Origin of the sequence: Hydrogenophaga sp. (assembly GCF_041913525.1) — a bacterium.
Classification (GTDB): Bacteria; Pseudomonadota; Gammaproteobacteria; order Burkholderiales; family Burkholderiaceae_C; genus Hydrogenophaga.
Genome location: NZ_JAYSFD010000012.1, coordinates 78,388 through 93,359 on the forward strand (window position 1 = coordinate 78,388; position 14,972 = coordinate 93,359).

General features: G+C 67.5%; 17 protein-coding genes. 6 read left to right on the top strand and 11 right to left on the bottom strand.

Going from position 1 to position 14,972, the window contains the following annotated elements; all coding sequences use genetic code 11:
- Positions 1 to 21 precede the first annotated feature (21 nt).
- Positions 22 to 264, bottom strand: coding sequence for a hypothetical protein (locus ACE3RQ_RS14745; protein WP_374522804.1), 243 nt, complete (start codon positions 262 to 264; stop codon positions 22 to 24).
- A 177-nt stretch (positions 265 to 441) separates the two neighbouring features.
- Here ACE3RQ_RS14745 and ACE3RQ_RS14750 point away from each other — a divergent pair, with 177 nt between their 5' ends.
- Together ACE3RQ_RS14750 and ACE3RQ_RS14755 are read left to right on the top strand one after the other, a co-directional pair.
- Positions 442 to 1,014 (top strand): cob(I)yrinic acid a,c-diamide adenosyltransferase, encoded by a 573-nt coding sequence (locus ACE3RQ_RS14750; protein ID WP_374522805.1) that lies wholly within the window; start codon positions 442 to 444, stop codon positions 1,012 to 1,014.
- Entirely contained in the window at positions 1,011 to 1,349 is a 339-nt protein-coding gene (locus ACE3RQ_RS14755; protein ID WP_374522806.1) for a hypothetical protein, read from the top strand. The genes ACE3RQ_RS14750 and ACE3RQ_RS14755 overlap by 4 nt, the downstream gene beginning before the upstream one ends.
- Here ACE3RQ_RS14755 and ACE3RQ_RS14760 read toward each other — a convergent pair whose 3' ends face one another.
- The 4 genes from ACE3RQ_RS14760 to ACE3RQ_RS14775 form a co-directional block, all read right to left on the bottom strand.
- Positions 1,350 to 2,474 (bottom strand): PilT/PilU family type 4a pilus ATPase, encoded by a 1,125-nt coding sequence (locus ACE3RQ_RS14760; protein ID WP_374522807.1) that lies wholly within the window; start codon positions 2,472 to 2,474, stop codon positions 1,350 to 1,352.
- A 110-nt stretch (positions 2,475 to 2,584) separates the two neighbouring features.
- Positions 2,585 to 3,874, bottom strand: coding sequence for a solute carrier family 23 protein (locus tag ACE3RQ_RS14765; protein WP_374522808.1), 1,290 nt, complete (start codon positions 3,872 to 3,874; stop codon positions 2,585 to 2,587).
- 87 nt (positions 3,875 to 3,961) lie between these two features.
- A complete protein-coding gene (locus ACE3RQ_RS14770) occupies positions 3,962 to 4,864 on the bottom strand; it encodes a DMT family transporter (RefSeq protein ID WP_374522809.1) in 903 nt (300 codons plus the stop codon).
- A gap of 8 nt (positions 4,865 to 4,872) precedes the next feature.
- Positions 4,873 to 5,394: a flavin reductase family protein gene (locus ACE3RQ_RS14775; protein WP_374522810.1), complete on the bottom strand. Its 522-nt coding sequence runs from the start codon at positions 5,392 to 5,394 to the stop codon at positions 4,873 to 4,875.
- 89 nt (positions 5,395 to 5,483) lie between these two features.
- Between ACE3RQ_RS14775 and ACE3RQ_RS14780 the strand changes: the two genes are divergently transcribed.
- Positions 5,484 to 6,299: an alpha/beta fold hydrolase gene (locus ACE3RQ_RS14780; protein WP_374522811.1), complete on the top strand. Its 816-nt coding sequence runs from the start codon at positions 5,484 to 5,486 to the stop codon at positions 6,297 to 6,299.
- 6 nt (positions 6,300 to 6,305) lie between these two features.
- On the opposite strand, the gene ACE3RQ_RS14785 is transcribed toward ACE3RQ_RS14780, so the two are convergent.
- A complete protein-coding gene (locus ACE3RQ_RS14785) occupies positions 6,306 to 7,646 on the bottom strand; it encodes a D-amino acid dehydrogenase (protein WP_374522812.1) in 1,341 nt (446 codons plus the stop codon).
- A gap of 101 nt (positions 7,647 to 7,747) precedes the next feature.
- Between ACE3RQ_RS14785 and ACE3RQ_RS14790 the strand changes: the two genes are divergently transcribed.
- Positions 7,748 to 8,668: a LysR family transcriptional regulator ArgP gene (locus ACE3RQ_RS14790; RefSeq protein ID WP_374522813.1), complete on the top strand. Its 921-nt coding sequence runs from the start codon at positions 7,748 to 7,750 to the stop codon at positions 8,666 to 8,668.
- 23 nt (positions 8,669 to 8,691) lie between these two features.
- On the opposite strand, the gene ACE3RQ_RS14795 is transcribed toward ACE3RQ_RS14790, so the two are convergent.
- On the bottom strand, positions 8,692 to 9,147 hold the full coding sequence (locus ACE3RQ_RS14795) for a fasciclin domain-containing protein (protein WP_374522814.1): 456 nt from the start codon (positions 9,145 to 9,147) through the stop codon (positions 8,692 to 8,694).
- Positions 9,148 to 9,333: 186 nt separating this feature from the next.
- On the opposite strand from ACE3RQ_RS14795, the gene ACE3RQ_RS14800 reads away from it, so the two are divergent.
- On the top strand, positions 9,334 to 9,978 hold the full coding sequence (locus tag ACE3RQ_RS14800) for a TetR/AcrR family transcriptional regulator (RefSeq protein WP_374522815.1): 645 nt from the start codon (positions 9,334 to 9,336) through the stop codon (positions 9,976 to 9,978).
- 69 nt (positions 9,979 to 10,047) lie between these two features.
- On the opposite strand, the gene ACE3RQ_RS14805 is transcribed toward ACE3RQ_RS14800, so the two are convergent.
- The 3 genes from ACE3RQ_RS14805 to ACE3RQ_RS14815 form a co-directional block, all read right to left on the bottom strand.
- Positions 10,048 to 10,470 carry a universal stress protein gene (locus ACE3RQ_RS14805; protein WP_374522816.1) on the bottom strand — a complete coding sequence of 141 codons (423 nt, stop codon included), beginning with the start codon at positions 10,468 to 10,470 and terminating at the stop codon, positions 10,048 to 10,050.
- A gap of 69 nt (positions 10,471 to 10,539) precedes the next feature.
- Positions 10,540 to 11,325: a metallophosphoesterase gene (locus ACE3RQ_RS14810; protein WP_374522817.1), complete on the bottom strand. Its 786-nt coding sequence runs from the start codon at positions 11,323 to 11,325 to the stop codon at positions 10,540 to 10,542.
- Positions 11,326 to 11,348: 23 nt separating this feature from the next.
- Positions 11,349 to 12,314 carry a LysR family transcriptional regulator gene (locus ACE3RQ_RS14815; RefSeq protein WP_374522836.1) on the bottom strand — a complete coding sequence of 322 codons (966 nt, stop codon included), beginning with the start codon at positions 12,312 to 12,314 and terminating at the stop codon, positions 11,349 to 11,351.
- A 107-nt stretch (positions 12,315 to 12,421) separates the two neighbouring features.
- On the opposite strand from ACE3RQ_RS14815, the gene ACE3RQ_RS14820 reads away from it, so the two are divergent.
- Positions 12,422 to 12,931: a hypothetical protein gene (locus tag ACE3RQ_RS14820; RefSeq protein WP_374522818.1), complete on the top strand. Its 510-nt coding sequence runs from the start codon at positions 12,422 to 12,424 to the stop codon at positions 12,929 to 12,931.
- A gap of 126 nt (positions 12,932 to 13,057) precedes the next feature.
- On the opposite strand, the gene ACE3RQ_RS14825 is transcribed toward ACE3RQ_RS14820, so the two are convergent.
- Complete coding sequence (locus ACE3RQ_RS14825; protein WP_374522819.1) at positions 13,058 to 14,914, bottom strand: phosphoenolpyruvate carboxykinase (GTP); 1,857 nt, start codon at positions 14,912 to 14,914, stop codon at positions 13,058 to 13,060.
- Positions 14,915 to 14,972: the final 58 nt, after the last annotated feature.

Here is a 14,972-nt window from a genome sequence, read left to right on the forward strand (position 1 = left end):
GGCTCCGTCGGGCGAGGGCGGTCAGTTTACGCCCGGACCGCGCGAGCGCCGGGGCAATGGGTCGCCCACGCGCAGGGTGTCGGGAGCGCGGGTGTGCGGGCTGCTCGACACGTTGGTGGTGCCCGCCGGGCCGCTGCGTCCGGCGTTGCCGGGTGGCGTGTGGGCCAGGCCGGCGATGGCCAGCGTCCAGGCGGCAATGAGCTGCACGCTGTGGCCTTCAAAGTTCAAAACCTTGTTCAGAGGGCGTCGCTGTGGTGGCGTCATGGGCATCTCCTGGTCGTGGAACAGGCCCGCATTCCACCCCGGGGTCGTGCTCGGCGGCCAGTCTTTTTGCCCGCCGTTGCGGGCTTGACCCCAGCTTTGCGCCAGACACATTTCCCCAGGTTTCGTTACAGGGCGGGCTTCCCCCACAATGGGCGCCCCGACCTAAGAGAGAACACCATGGGCAATCGACTCACCCAGATCGCCACCCGCACCGGCGACGCCGGCACCACGGGCCTGGGCGACAACACTCGCGTTTCCAAGAACAGCCTGCGCGTGCACGCCATGGGCGACGTGGACGAACTCAACTCCAATATCGGCGTGCTGCTGTGCGAACCGCTGCCCGACGACGTGCGCGCGCTGCTGGTGGAGATTCAGCACCAGCTCTTCAACCTGGGCGGCGAGCTGTCCATCCCCGGCTACGAGCTGCTCAAGCCCGAGGCCGTGCTGGCACTGGACGAGGCCTTGGCCACGCACAACGAGCGCCTGCCGCGCCTGCAAGAGTTCATCCTGCCCGCCGGTTCGCGCGCGGCCAGCCTGGCGCACGTGTGCCGCACGGTGGCGCGCCGCGCCGAGCGCGCGGTGGTGGCCCTGGGCAACGAAGAGGCCATCAAAGACGCGCCGCGCCAGTACCTCAACCGCCTGTCCGACCTGATGTTCGTGCTGGCGCGCGTGCTCAACCGCATGAACGGTGGTGACGACGTGTACTGGAAGAGCGAGCGCATGGCCAAGGGCGCGGGCGAGGGCGCATGAGCCCGCGCCGCTTGGCCGCCGCGCTGGGGCTGCTGGCGGCCGGCTTGGCACAGGCCACACCGGCGGCCTCGTCTTCGGCCGTGCACTTGGCCTGTGAGCCGGTGTACCTGCCGGCGCGCAGTGTGTGGGCGCGCACGGTGGACATCGCCTACGACCAGAAGAAGGTGCGCTCGGTGTTGATCGACGGCGTGCCGGTGTACACCTTCGCGGTGCGGGGCACCACCATCCTCACCGCGCTGGACAACGAGCGCATCCAGATCGACGTGGCCGCGCTGAGTTGGCGCAGCGACTTTCGCGGCGTGGCCTCGTCTGAAGGGCGTTGCGAGCGCGGCTGATCAGCGCTGGATGCCCAGGCCTTCGGTGCTGGGCCGCTGGCCGGTGTGCAGGCGAATGCGCAGCGACACGTCGGTGCGCGAATCGGCGTATTCCACGGCCTGCTCGGCGGTGATGTCGCCGGCCTGGTACAGGTCGTAGAGCGACTGATCGAAGGTCTTCATGCCAATCTCGTTGCTCTTGGCCATGGCGTCCTTGATCTCGTCGGTCTGGCCCTTCTGGATGAGGTCGCTCACGAAGGGCGAGAGCAGCATCACCTCCACCGCGGGCACCAGCTTGCCCTGGGTGCCACGGATCAGCCGTTGCCCGACCACCGCCTTGAGGTTGAGCGACAGGTCCATCAGCACCTGCCGGTGGGCCGACTCGGGGTAGAAGTTCAGCACGCGCTGGATGGCCTGGTTGGCGTTGTTGGCGTGCAGGGTGGACAGGCACAGGTGCCCGGTCTCCGCGTACGACATGGCGTGCTGCATGGTCTCGCGATCGCGGATCTCGCCAATCATGATCACGTCCGGCGCCTCGCGCATGGCGTGGCGCAGGGCCTCGTCAAAGCTGTGGGTGTCCAGGCCCACCTCGCGCTGGTCCACGATGGCCACGTCGTGGCTGTGCTCGAACTCCATCGGGTCTTCCACCGTGAGGATGTGGCCGCCCACGGTGCGGTTGCGGTGGTCGATCATGGCCGCCAGCGTGGTGCTCTTGCCCGAGCCAGCCGCGCCCACCATCAGCACCAGGCCGCGCTTGAGCTGCGCCAGCTTCTTGAGCACCGGCGGCAGCTTGAGCGAGTCCAGCGAGGGGATCTTGGCGTTGATGTGGCGCACCACGGCGGCCACGTCGCCACGCTGGCGAAACACGTTCACGCGAAAACGCCCCAGTCCCGGCAGGGCAATGGCGAAGTCGCATTCCAGCGAGGACTCAAAGCCTCGAATCTGTGTCTCGCGCATCACCGAATAGGCCAGTTGCTGCGTGCGGCTGGGGGTGAGCGCGGGCTCGTCCAGCCGGTGGATGACGCCGTGCACCTTCAAGGCTGCCGGCGTGCCCGCCGACAGAAACAGGTCAGACGCGCCATGGGCCACCATGAGCGAGAGGTAGCGGCCAAGGTCGTCTTGGGAGGAGGGCAGGTCGTCGTGCATGGAAAGGGCAACAAAAAAGGGAGCCGAAGCTCCCCTGGGGCGAAAGCCGGGGTGTCCGGCTGTCTATCGGTGCAAAAGACCAGGGGCTTTAACGTTCCCCCTGGAGTATCTCAGTGGCCCTTGCGGTTGAGCAAGGCGTACAGCAGGATGGCCCCGAAAGTGGCGGTGCCAATGCCGCCCAGCGCAAAGCCGCCGAACTTCAGCGTGTAGTCGCCCGTGCCCAGGATCAGGGTGATGGCGGCCACCAGCAGGTTTTTGTTGTCGGCAAAGTCCACCTTGTTGTCCACCCAGATCTTGGCGCCGGCCACGGCGATCAGGCCGAACACCACGATGGACACGCCGCCCATCACCGGCAGCGGAATGGCCTGGATCAGCGCGCCGAACTTGGGGCTGAAGCCCAACAGCACGGCCATCAGGCCGGCCACCAGGAAGATGGCGGTGGAGTAGATCTTGGTGGCGGCCATCACGCCGATGTTCTCGGCGTAGGTGGTCACGCCCGTGCCGCCAGCGCTGCCGGCCACCATGGTGGCCACGCCGTCGCCCATGAAGGCGCGGCCCATGTAGCGGTCCAGGTCTTTGCCGGTCATGGCGGTCACGGCCTTGATGTGGCCCAGGTTCTCGGCCACCAGGATGATGGCCACCGGCGCGATCAGCAGCATGGCGTTGGCGCTGAACACCGGCGCGCTGAAGTTGGGCAGGCCGATCCAGGCGGCGTTGGCAATGCCCGAGAGGTCCATGGGCTTGCCCATGCCCAGCCCGTTGGTGAGCACGGCGTAGATCAGGCTGGCCAGGATCAGGCCCACCAGAATCAGCAGTCGCTGCACCATGCCCTTGCTGAACACGGCCACCATGGCCACGGTCACGAAGGTGATGGCCTGTACCCAGGCGTCAAAGCCGGTGGGCGCCATGTTCTTGATGGGCACGCCCGCCAGGTTCAGGCCGATCACCGCCACCACCGAGCCGGTGACCACCGGCGGCATGAAGCGCTCGATCCAGCCCGTGCCCACGGCTTGCACCACCGCACCGATCAGGAAGTACACCAGGCCGCAGGCAATGATGCCGCCCAGCGCCACGCCAATGTTGGCGTTCGGGCCCTGGCCGGCGTAGCCGGTGGCGGCGATCACCACGCCAATGAAGGCAAACGACGAGCCCAGGTAGCTGGGCACCTTGCCGCCGGTGAGCAGGAAAAAGATCAGCGTGCCCACGCCGCTCATCAAGATGGCGACGTTCGGGTCAAAGCCCATGAGGATGGGGGCCAGCACCGTGGCGCCGAACATGGCGATCAGGTGTTGCACGCCCATGGCGGCCGTTTGTGGCCAGGGCAGTCGTTCATCGGGGCCGATGACGCCGCCTTGCGCCAATACATCGGTGTTTTTCTCTCGCCATTCCAGCATGCCCATGCATATCCTCCGGGGGGTTATTGAAGCCGCCGATCGTATGCGCAAACCGCCGAATTTCCTGTGCCGCGCGCGCCGCGGCGGCCGCGTTCAGCGGCGTGAGACCAGCACGATGCCCGCCGCCACCCCCGCCAGCGCCAGGCCCAGGCGCCAGGTGAAGGGCTCGCCCAGCAGCGCCATGCCGAAGAGCAGCGCGAACACCGGCGTGAGGAAGGTGAAGGTGCTCATCTGGGTGGCCGGGTAGTGCCGCAGCATCCACATCCAGGCCAGGTAGCTGGCAAACGCCCCCACCACCGTTTGCAGCGCCACCGAGGTCCAGGTGGTGAGCGAATAGGCCCAGCCCCAGGCCTCGCCCAAGGCCAGCGACACCAAAGGCGACACCGCAGCCGTGACGGCGATTTGGTAGAAGAGCGTTTTCTCGGCGCTCAGCTTGGACAGCACCGTGGCGCGCAGGGTGAGGGTGGTCAGGCCCCACAGCACGGCGGCGCACAGGCCCAGCAAGTCGCCGCGCCACTGGCCCGCCACCGGCGAGCCGTGCAGAAAGCCCTCGCTGAAGGCCAGGGCCATGGCACCAAAGGCGATCAGCAGGCCCAGCCACTGCACGCGGCGCAGCGTTTCGCCCGGCACCACGCGCGGCAGCAGCACCGCCACCACAAAGGGGCTGCAGTAGAGAAACACGGTCAGGCGCGACGCGCTGGTGAGCTGCAAGCCCAGGTAGATGCAGGTGAACTCGGCCGCGAACAGGCCGCCCGCCAGCAAGCCTGGCCACAGCGAGCCGTCTTTCTCCCACAGGGCGATGCCGCGCCAGTGGCACCACGCCCACAGCAGCGCCGTGGCGCACCAAAAGCGCACCGTGGCCTGCCACAGCGGCGGCATCTCCACCGCGGCGATCTTGATGAGCGATTGCTGAAAGCCCCAGAAAGCGCAACACAGCACCAGCAGGGTGACAGCCAGTGTGTCCAGGTGCGGGCGGCGCAGCGCGGCGGTGGTCATGGGCGGTCTCAGATCGGGTGCTCGGTGTAGAAGCGCCCGCCGTGGTACAGCAAGGGCGAAGCGTCGGGGTTGTGCGAGCAGCGCTCCACCTGGCCTACGAAGATCACGTGGTCACCCTCGGCGTATTGGCTGCGGTTGAAACACTCGAAGGTGGCCACCGCGCCGGTGAGCAGCGGGGCGCCTTGCGCGCCCTCGGTGAAGGCCACGCCAGCCCAGCGGTCCACGCCGCGCGTGGCGAAGCGCTCGGCCAGGGCCTGCTGGTCGGCGGCCAGCACGTTGATGGCGTAGTGGCAGCCCGCGGCCAGCACCGGCATGGAACTGGCGTTGCGCGACAGGCTCCAGAGCACCAGCGGGGGATCAAGCGAGACCGAGTTGAACGAGTTGGCCGTCAGGCCCACCAGCTCGCCGTTCTCGCCCCGGCAGGTGACGATGGTGACGCCGGTGGCGAACATGCCCAGGGCCGCGCGGAACTCGCGCGACGTGAACGTCGGGGGGCTGGCTTCGCGGCCAGCTTGGCGGGCAGGGGACATGATCGGGCGATGGCGTAACTGAGGTGGGTATTCTCCGGGAAAGCCCGGGGGCTGGCAGTCGCCCGGGCATCGCCCGATAAGATGCCCCCATGAATTCACTGCCCGCCTTCACCACCCTGGGCAGCGGCCCCACCGTGCTCATGCTGCATGGCATTGGCGGCGGCCACCTGGTGTTTGCCCCCCAGGTTGAGGCCCTGGCCAGCGCCGGCTACCGCGCCGTGGCCTGGGACATGCCCGGTTACGGCCGCAGCGCCCCCATCGAGCCCTACACCTTCAAAGGCCTGGCCCAACAGTGCGTTGACCTGATCGATGCCCTGCAATGCCCCAGCGTCACCCTGGTGGGCCACAGCATGGGCGGCATGGTGGCGCAAGAGGTGGTGGCCCGTCGGCCCGACAAGGTCAACCGCCTGGTGTTGGCCGGCACCTCGGCCGCTTTTGGCAAACGCACCGATGGGCGGGTGGCCGGCGACTGGGCGCAGCAGTTCATTGCCGAGCGCACCGCGGTGCTGGACGCTGGCGGCAGCATGGCCGACATGGCCCAGCGCCTGGTGCCGCAAATGACCGGCCCCGGCGCCTTGCCCGAAGGCCTGCGCCTGGCCGAGCATGCCATGGCCGGTGTGCCGGCGGCCACCTACCGGCGCGCGCTGGAAGCACTCACCAGTTTCGACCGCCAATCCATGCTGGACCACATTCGCGTGCCCACCTTGTTGATCGCTGGCGAGTTCGACCGCGTGGCCCCGCCCGCCGTGATGAAGGCCATGGCCCGAGGCATTGCGCAGGCCCGCTATGTGGAACTGCGCGGCATCGGGCACCTGATGAACCTGGAGGCGCCGGAAGACTTCGACGCCTTGCTGCTGGCCTTCCTGGCCGAGCCCGCCCCGGCGCCCCTGGGCGACCTGCACTGAGCCGCGTCAAGCCGGCAGGCGCTCGCGCCGCGATGTGGCGGGCACCGCCTGGGCATCGTCGATGCCGTGAAAGCGAAAGCGCATGGCCGGCCGTTCGCCGTGGATCAGCTCGGCCAGCGCCTTGCCCGAGCCCGCCCCGTGGGTCCAGCCCAGCGTGCCGTGGCCGGCGTTGATCCACAGCCGGCGCAGCGGCAGGCGGCCGATCAGGGGAATGTTGGTGGGCGTGGCCGGGCGCAGGCCGGTCCAGAAGCGCGGGTCGCCGCCTTGTTCGGGCGTGCGCGTGTCGGCCACGCCGGGAAACACCTGCTCGATGCGCTGCACCAGCATGTCGCAGCGCTTGCGCGCCAGCGGCGTGTGCAAGGACAGGTCAAAACCACCCAGTTCGATGGTGCCGGCCACGCGAAGCTGGTCGCCCAGGCGCGAAATGGCGATCTTGCGCTGGTCATCGATCATGCTCACGAAGGGCGCCTGCTCGGGCTTGAGCAGCGGCAGCGTGGCGCTGTAACCCTTGCCCGGGTAGATCGGCACCCGAACGCCCACGGTCTTGAGCAGCGGCGCGGTGTACGAGCCGCAGGCCACCACGAAGGCGTCGGACTGCAGCAGGCGCAACTGGCCGTTGAGGCGGTCGCGCACCCGCACCTGGCGAATCTCGTCGCCCACGCGGTCCAGGCGGTCGATGTCGTGGTTCCACAGCATCTGTGCGCCGCGCTGCTCGCAGCGTTGCGCCAGGGCCTGGGTGAACACGCGAGCATCGCCCGATTCGTCGGAGGCGGTGTAAGTGCCGCCCACGATGCGCTCACCAAAAGCCCGCAGGGCGGGCTCGATCTGCAGCAACTCCTCGCGCGAGACCACGCGCCGTTGCACGCCAAAGCGTTGCATCACCGCGGCGGCATCGGCCGCACCCGCAAAGGCTTTTTCGTCGGTGTAGTAGTGGGCAATGCCGCGTTCCAGGCGGTCAAAGGCGATGCCGGTGTCGGCCACCGCCGCCTTCAGTGCCTCGTGGCTGTACGAGCCCAGCGCCACCAGCTCGGCCACGTTGCGCTCGAAGGCGGCGTCGTTGCACTGGCCCAGGAATTGCAGGGCCCAACGCCATTGGTCGGGGTCCCACTGGGGGCGGAACAGCAAGGGCGAGGTGGCCGAGAACATCCACTTCAGCGCCTTCAGCGGCGCCTGGCGGTTGGCCCATGGCTCGCAATAGCTCACGGAAATCTGCGCCGCGTTGGCGAAGCTGGTTTCCAGAGCGGCGGCGGGCTGGCGCTCCACCACGGTGACCGAATGGCCGCGCTGCAGCAAGTGCCAGGCGGTGCTCACGCCGATGATGCCGGCGCCCAGAACGGTGACGTGCATGGTGGTGCTCCTTGTGCAGCCAGAAAGCGCCAGTATCGGAAACGCCCCGGCCAATGTGAAGCAAAATTAACTTAACGCGATCTCCATCAGTTTGGCTAATCATGAGCACCTTCGATCCCGACGCCCTCGAATGCCTGGCCGCCATCATTGAAGAGGGGGGATTCGAGCGCGCCGCGCAGCGCCTGAACATCACCCAGTCGGCCGTGTCGCAGCGCCTGCGGGGGCTGGAAGCCCAGGTGGGCACGGTGCTCATCGTGCGCAGCCGCCCACTCAAGCCCACGTCGGCCGGGCAGCTCATGCTCAAGCACGCCAAGATGATGCGGCTGCTGCGCGCCGACCTGGAGAAAGACCTGCGCGACCTGGCGCCCAGTTCGGCAGGCAGCGGCCGCGACGACGAGCGCATCTCGGTGGCCATCAACGCCGACAGCATCGCCACCTGGGCCTTGCCCGCCCTGGGCGCACTGGCCCGCCAAGGCCTGCCGATCGAGGTCATCACCGATGACCAGGAGTTCACCCACGAGTGGCTGCGCGAAGGCCAGGTGCTGGGCTGCGTCACCTCGCTGGGGCAGGCCCTTCGCGGCTGCCGCATGGAGGCGTTGGGGGTGATGGACTACGTGGCGGTCGCCCGGCCCGAGTTCGCGGCCGAGCACTGCCCGCAAGGGCTCAACGGCCACAACTTCCACCGCCTGCCTTTTGTGGCCTTCAACCGAAAAGACCAGTTGCAGCACGCCTTCGTGCGGCAGGCTTGCCAGTTGCCCCGAGTGACCCTCAAACAGCTCTACGTGCCCAGCAGCGAAGGCCAGGTGCGCGCTGTGCGCGAGGGCTGGGGGGTGAGCGTGGTGCCACTGCCGGGCGTTCAGGACTCGCTGGCGCGTGGCGAGTTGGTGGACGTGGCGCCGCGCCACCGCCTGGGCGTGCCGCTGCACTGGCACTGCTGGAACCTGAGTTCGGGCGTGCTGGACGCGCTCACCGACGCGCTGCGCGGGGCCGCCGCCAGCGCCTTGCGCCCACCCCCGGCCTGAGCCGGAGGCGAGCGCGGTGGCGCTTACTTCGGCAGCACCACCGAGTCGATCACGTGGATCACGCCGTTATCGGCGGTGATGTCGGTTTTCACCACATTGGCGGCGTCCACCTTCACCCCGCCCATGGTGGACACGGTGAGTTCGCTGCCTTGCACGGTCTTCACCTTGCCGGCCTTCACGTCCGCGGCCATCACCTTGCCCGGCACCACGTGGTAGGTGAGCACAGCGGTCAGCTTGGCCTTGTCTTTGAGCAGCGCGTCCAGATCGGCCTTGGGGATCTTGGCGAACGCTTCGTCCGTGGGGGCGAACACGGTGAACGGGCCCGGGCCCTTGAGCGTGTCCACCAGGCCGGCGGCCTGCACGGCGGTCACGAGGGTCTTGAACGAACCCGCGGCCACGGCCGTGTCCACGATGTCCTTGGCTTGGGCGGCAGAGAGGGCGGCGAAGGCCAGCACACTGGCCACGAGCGTCTTTTTCATGTGAATCCTTTCAGGGGTGGTGAAGCGGTTGAGACCGCACAGCCCTCATCGGTATGCACGATCTGGTTCAACGGTATCCCGAAAAGTCACAAAAAAACCAAATAGTCTTATTTCCAACTCGGTGGTGTGGATATCGCCGCGCGCGTCGAAAGCGGGCAAAATCGGTATCCTGCCAAAAGGTTTGCCATGTCCAGCGTCAGCACCACTTCCGTCGCCGTCCCTCCCGCCAAACGCAGCTTCCGCGAACAGATGCACCAGGCGCGTGAAGACGCCATCGTCGCCTCCGTCAACCGCCTCCTGGCCGAAAAGGGCTTTGACGCCATGACGGTGGACGAGGTCGCCGCCGACGTGGGCATCGCCAAGGCCAGTCTTTACAAGCACTTTCCCAGCAAGGAAGACCTGGCGGCGGCCGCCATGGTGCGGGTGATGGACCGCGCCCGCGCCTTCCTTGACGGCCTGCAGGCCCGCACCGAAGCCAGCCCGCTGGAGCAACTCAAGGCCGTGGCCCGTTGGACCATGGAGGTGCAACTGGCCGGTGAAATGCCCTCACTGCCCAGCGAAAACTCCTCGCTGCGCGCCGCGCTCACCCACAACAAGGCCTATGTCGACGGGCTGATGGACGTGAGCGACCGGCTGGGCGCCTGGATCACGGCCGCGCAGGCCAACGGCAGCATCAACCCCGCCTTGCCGCCCATCGCCGTGCTCTACACCTTGTACGCGCGCGCTTGCGACCCCGTGCTGGGTTTCCTCAAGGGCTCGGGGCTCTACACCAACGAGCAGATCATCGACATGGTGCTGTCCACCTGCTTCGACGGCTTGCGCGTGCGCTGACGCCCAGCGGCGATCGCCCAAACAAAAGGCCGCCCTCGGGCGGCCTTTTTGCGTGCGCGGCGGGTTCGATCAGCGAACCAGCAGCACGGGCGCCTTGCACTGGGCCAGCACCTGCGTGGCCACCGAGCCCAGCACCAGGTTGCCCAGCGCGCTGTGGCCATGCGAGCCCATCATCACCAGGTCAAACTTGCCGCTGGTGGCGGCCTTGGCGATCTGCTCGCCAGGAGCGCCCACTTTGTGAATCACCTTCGGCTCGATGCCGTGGCGCTGCAGAAACTTCACCACCGGCGCGGTGATCTTTTCGCCCTCTTCAGCGTAGTAGCTGTTGGCGATTTCGGCGCCCACGGCCGCGCGCGCGCGGGGGGGCAGGGGAGCCTGCACAGCGATGAGGGTGTAGCTGTTCTCGGCGCTGAAGGTCTCGTCGTGCGTGGTCAGGTAGGCCAGCATCTTCTTGGTGTAAGAGCTGCCATCGACAGCCAGCAGGATCTTCATCGGGGGTCTCCTTGGGAACGTTGGAGCTTCGGAGTGTAAAAGGTCTGTGTTGTCCTTCGTTGCTCCAGCTCAAGCGGGCCGCGGCTTCAGCTCGATGCACGCGCAGCTTTCAAAGACCGTCTGCTCGTTTTTGTCGGCATAACCGAGCGGATTGGCCTTGATGCGGCAGCGCCCCACCTGCACGTCGGTGGGGCAATGCAGGTGGCCGTGCAACCACAGGTCGGCGTGTTGCAGCAGCGAATCGAGCGCGTTGCAAAAGCCGGCGGTGCCCGGGGTGGGGCCATAGCGCGGGTCCATGCTGTGCAAGGTGGGCGCGAAGTGCGTCACCACCACTGTGCTGCCGTCAAAGGGTTTGCGCAGTTCCTCGCGCAGCCAGGCCTGACACTCCAGAGCGACCGCACGCATGGCGGCCGCGTCAAACAGGGCGCCGTTGCGCATGCCTTGCATCTTGCTCAGGTAGAAGTTGGCGGCGCGAAAGGCCTTGTCGCGGTCGCCCAGGGCGTCGTAGTCGGCCCAGAGGGTGGTGCCGATGAACCGCACCCCTTGGTGCACCCAGGTTTCGCGCTCCAGCCAGATCAGGCCCAGGCGTTCGCAGGCCTCGCGCAGGCGGGTGTGGGCGTCGTCCCAGTCGATGCCGTCGTATTCGTGGTTCCCAGGCACGTAGAGCACCGGCACCGGCCAATTGGCGAAGCGCCCGAGGGCCCAGTCGGGCTCGGTCATGGTGCTGCCGTCGCGGCGGCGCTGGTATGAGCCCACGTCGCCGGCCAGCACCAGCAGATCGGCCCCGGGGGCGGGGGTGGGGGTAAAGGACGGGTCGGCCTCGAGGTGCAGGTCACTCAGCAACTGGATCTTCATGCGGGCATTGTCGGCCAGGGGGCTCACGCGCTGTCTGGGCCGAAACCCTGGGCGGCCGCCCGCCCAATGGTCTCGCGCAACCAGCGATGGGCAGGGTTGTGGGTGGCCTGGCGGTGCCAAAGGGTGTCCACGTGCACTGGGGGCACGGGCAGGGGCAGTTCACTCAAGGCCAGTTTGTCTTCCATGCCGGTGGCGCCCACGAAGTGACGTGGCAAAACGGTGAGCAGGTCGGTGGTGGCCACCACGCGCCCGGCGGTGAAGAACTGGTTCACCGTGAGCACCACGCGCCGCTGGCGCGACAGGGCGGTGAGGGCCTCGTCCACGAAGCCGAACGGCCGGCCCGAGAAGCTCACCAGCAGGTGGCGCGCTTCGCAGTACTCGTCCAGCGAGAGTGGCCGGCCGGCCATGGGGTGGTCGCGGCGCATCACCACCACGTACTCGCCGTCGTACAGGCGCTCGTGCAGGAACTGCGGGTTTTCTTCCTGCAGGTGTACCGCGCCCAGTTCGGCCAGTACGCCAGGAAAGTGGCCAATGGCCAGGTCGGCGGTGCCGGAGTCCAGCAGTTGGCGCGGGTCACGCGTGGTCAGTGGCAGGATGCGCAGGCTCACGCCGGGGGCTTCCCTCTCGCAAATGCGCACCAGGCCCGGAATGATCTTGGCCGCCGTGGCGTCGGCCATGGCCAGCACGAAGGCGTTGTGGGCCGTGGCCGGGTCAAACGTGCCTGGCGCCAGCGACTCGCGCAGCAGCGACAGGGCATCGCGCACCGACGGCCACAGCGCCAGCGCCACGGGCGTGGGCTCCACGCCGTAGCCCGAGCGCCGCACCAGTTCGTCACCGATGGCCTCTCTGAGGCGCCGCAAGGCGTTGCTCACCGCGGGCTGCGTCATGGCCAGGTTGTGCGCGGCGCGGGTGAGGTTGCGCTCGGCCATCACCTCGTCGAAGACGCGCAGCAGGTTCAGGTCGAGCGTGCGGAAGTTGAGGTTGGTTATCACGGCGGTGAATGTTAGCCATTACAAAAATAAAGTGGTGAGATATGGGGGGAAACCCTAATATTCACCCCAACGACGCTCTCGTCGATGGTTTTTGGGAGTCCAACATGAGCACCTACGTCAACGCTTCTTCCGCCCCGCTGGGCCTTCGTACCCCCGCTGCCGCTACGCAGCGCACCCCGTCCGCCGGTCGCAACGGCGCGCGTGGTCTGTCCTTCATGCTGCTGGCCGCCGTGGTCGCCGCCATGGTCGTGCTGGCCGATCGCCTGATCAGCACCTGGGCTGACGGTCACCTGCTGCTGGCCTGGGTGCTGCTGTGGGTGGTGGTCTTCGCTGGCATGGCCCTGTTTGCCGATTCCGCCCGCGCCCTGGCCCGCCGCACCATGGCCTCGCTGGACGCCTGGTCGCGTTCGCTGGCCCAGAAGCGCGCTGAAGAGCGCCTGTGGGACATCGCCCGCGCCGACCCCCGCGTGATGGCCGAGCTGGTGTCTGCCCGCAGCCGCACCGAGGAAGCCGCCCCGGCTGCCCTGCCCGCCACCGCCGAAACCGCGACTGTGCGCGACATGGGTTTCTGGGAAAAGCTGGGCCGCGAGCGCGCTGGCCGCGCCCTGTTCTGATTTGATCGTCGAAGGTTGTCTCCTCTCTGGCCACCCTCGGGTGGCCATTTTTTTGCCCGTCTGCGCCCCGAGCGCGCACAAAAAAGCCACCCTCGGGTGGCTTTTTCGTTGAGGCGCGAGCGCTGATCAGGCGGCCAGGCGCTTTTCGATGGCGGCCTTGGTGTCCTGCAGGGCTTGCGGCAGGTGGTAGGCCAACTGGGCGAACAGCTCACCGTGCAGGGCCATTTCCTGGGCCCAGGCGGCCTTGTCGATGTGGGTGACGGTGTTGTACTGCTCGGGCGAGAAGTCCAGGCCGTTCCAGTGGATGTCGTTGTAACGGGGGCTGATGCCGAAGGCGTGTTCTTCGCCCTGGCCGCGGCCTTCGATGCGGTCGATCATCCACTTCAGCACGCGCATGTTCTCGCCGAAGCCAGGCCACACGAACTTGCCGTTCTCGTCCTTGCGGAACCAGTTCACGCAGAAGATGGCGGGCAGCTTGGCGCCGTCGGCGGCCAGCTTCTCGCCCATGTTGAGCCAGTGCTGGAAGTAGTCGCTCATGTTGTAGCCGGCAAAAGGCAGCATGGCGAACGGGTCACGGCGCACCACGCCTTGCGCGCCAAAGGCGGCGGCGGTGGTCTCGGAGCCCATGGTGGCGGCCATGTAGACGCCTTCGGTCCAGTTGCGGGCCTCGGTCACCAGCGGCACGGTGGTGGAGCGGCGGCCGCCGAAGATGAAGGCGTCGATCGGCACGCCGTTGGGGTCGTCCCAGGCGTGGTCCAGCGCGGGGTTGTTGGTGGCGGCCACGGTGAAGCGGGCGTTGGGGTGGGCGGCCTTGGCGCCGGTTTCCTTGGCCAGCTGCGGGGTCCAGTCCTTGCCTTGCCAGTCGATGGCGTGGGCCGGCGCATCGCCCATGCCTTCCCACCACACGTCGCCGTCGTCGGTCAGGGCCACGTTGGTGAAGATCACGTCGCGGTCCAGACTGGCCATGCAGTTCGGGTTGGTCATGGTGTTGGTGCCGGGGGCCACGCCGAAGTAGCCGGCTTCGGGGTTGATGGCGTAGAGGCGGCCATCGGCGTGCGGCTTGATCCAGGCGATGTCGTCACCGATGGTGGTGACCTTCCAGCCCTCGAAGCCCTTGGGCGGGATCAGCATGGCGAAGTTGGTCTTGCCGCAGGCGCTGGGGAAGGCGGCGGCCACGTGGTACTTCTTGCCCTCGGGCGAGGTCACGCCCAGGATGAGCATGTGCTCGGCCAGCCAGCCCTGCTGACGGCCCATGGTGGAGGCGATGCGCAGCGCGAAGCACTTCTTGCCCAGCAGCGCGTTGCCGCCGTAGCCCGAGCCGTAGCTCCAGATCTCGCGGGTTTCGGGGTAGTGGACGATGTACTTGGTGGTCGGGTTGCAGGGCCAGGCGGTCTTGTCGGTCTCGCCGGCGGCCAGCGGGGCGCCCACGGTGTGCACGCAGGGCACGAAATCGCCGTCGGTGCCCAGCACGTCGAACACGGCCCGGCCCATGCGGGTCATGAGCTTCATGTTCACGGCCACGTAGGCGCTGTCGGACAGCTCGATGCCGATGTGGGCAATGCGGCTGCCCAGCGGGCCCATGCTGAAGGGCACCACGTACATGGTGCGGCCGCGCATGCAACCGTCAAACAGCGGCTGCAGGGTGGCGCGCATCTCGGCCGGGGCCTTCCAGTTGTTGGTGGGGCCGGCGTCTTCCTGCTTCTCCGAGCAGATGAAGGTGCGGTCTTCCACGCGGGCCACGTCCGACGGGTCGGACCAGGCCAGGTAGCTGTTGGGGCGCTTGACCGGGTCAAGCTTCTTGAGGGTACCGGCTGCCACCAGTTGCTCGCACAGGCGGTTGTATTCCTCGTCGCTGCCGTCGCACCAGACCACGTTGTCGGGCTTGCACAGCGCCACCATGTCGGCCACCCAGGCGATCAGGCGCGGGTGTTTGACGTAGGCGGGGGTGTTGAGGGCCAGGCCCTGCATCACGGGAGAGTTCATGTAATGGCTCCAGAGGTAACGAATCGGCGCTCGCCACAGACACCAACAGCCGCAAGCG